The organism is Oleiphilus sp. HI0086, assembly GCF_001635225.1.
Genome location: NZ_LWFZ01000689.1, coordinates 1 through 1,212 on the forward strand (window position 1 = coordinate 1; position 1,212 = coordinate 1,212).

Below are 1,212 nucleotides of genomic sequence, written 5' to 3' on the forward strand. Positions count from 1 at the left end.
GATGCTGCATGTGTAAAAAACTATTGGGTTTTATGAAAGGCAGAGGATTCACGCTTGTCCTAAGCTTTTTCCTAGCATTTTTTTCACTTGTGGTGCATGCAGCAAGCCTTAGTGGCGTAGTGAAAGATCATCAGGGAAACTTAATTGATGGTGCGAGCGTAACTCTCTTTGAAGTATTGCAAGATGATACTTTTCTTCAAATTGGAGACACCCAAAAAGTTAGTTCAGATGGCGCCTATGAATGGGATGTTTCGCCTAGTAGTTATGTGCTTCGAGCCTCTTTTATAGCATCGGATGTTTCGCTTTCTGGTGCGCCAAATAGTGTAGCTATCTCATCCGAAGATTTTGAAGTTTATGTAGATACAATACGTGATTTACAGTTCGATTTTCTTGTCCTGTCTGGCAAGGTACTTGATACTAATAAAGCCCCTATCCCCAATGTATCAATCGAAACCAGCACGGTCTGGCACGGTCCTGAGCAAGGCCCCCTACTTCAGTTATCGACACGTAGTTTGGATCATGCCAGTGGTAGTGCTAGTACAGATGCTGAAGGCAACTATGTTATGTTGCTGTTCCCTAGTGATACCTGTATTGAATCCGGTTTTTACCCAGACAGCACTGACTGCTTGTATGACCTTACCTATACTCCAACAATCGAAAGTGGCTTTGCGACCTTTGTAAGATCTGATCTTGCCCTTAACAACGCGCTTAGTCTCGACCAGGAGCTAGTTCTACTTGATAGCATAATACCGAAAACTATTGCCGGGCCTTATGTTAAAAATATTAGCAACCAATCTGTGGTAATAGAATGGCAGACCGATGAACCGGCTAGAAGTACAGTTCAAGTGGTTGGTGGAGCGGTTTTTAAAAATAACCGTTTTCTAACAGAACATAGCGTTGTTATTAATAACCTGGATTCAAACACCGATTATGACGTAAATATTTCGACACGAGACGCACAAAACAATAGTTCTGAAACGCAAGTTCTAAGCTTTACCACTCAAAGTATTAGTGCTGACTCATTAGCGCCACAGTTTGTCCAACCTTTAGCAGCGACGTCTATCGGAGAAACCCAGTTTACGGTGGCTTTTTGTGCTAATGAGCCAGTGCAAGGAAAGTTTATCGTTGACGGAGCTGAGTATTTACTTAATGACTTCTCTCGCTGCCATAACTTGACTGTAGGTGAGCAACTAAAGAACTAAACTTTTGCAA

1 protein-coding gene is annotated in these 1,212 nt (G+C 42.2%); it reads left to right on the forward strand.

Translation table 11 applies throughout. From position 1 onward, the window contains the following. A partial coding sequence (locus A3756_RS10785; protein ID WP_231875521.1) for a hypothetical protein occupies positions 1–1,202 on the forward strand: 1,202 nt, incomplete at its 5' end. Positions 1,203–1,212: the final 10 nt, after the last annotated feature.